Annotated in this window: 1 protein-coding gene; it reads right to left on the bottom strand. The window is 33.8% G+C overall.

The window, feature by feature from the left end; genetic code table 11:
- Positions 1–269 (bottom strand): 2TM domain-containing protein (locus ACWA1B_RS22760; RefSeq protein WP_456910901.1); only part of this gene is annotated, 269 nt, incomplete at both ends.

Consider the following 269-nt stretch of genomic DNA (forward strand, 5'->3'; position numbering starts at 1 on the left):
TTTTCCCAGTCTTGACCGAAAAACAGATCAGAACCAAAAACAGACAATCCGTGAGCCGCTAAACCAATTCCCCAGAAAAATGCAGTCGAATACGTATGCCATTCAGATAAACCGCTAAAATCAATTCCTCTAGTAAAACTAGATCGGGTTAAACTGGATATAATGATGATAATATTTATGATAATGTAAATTTTCACATGAGAATAAAACCCTTTAAGTTTCTTTACTCTTTTATAAGCTGCATTGTAACTTTCGTCATTCGTATATTC

This window comes from Flavobacterium xizangense (assembly GCF_054075145.1).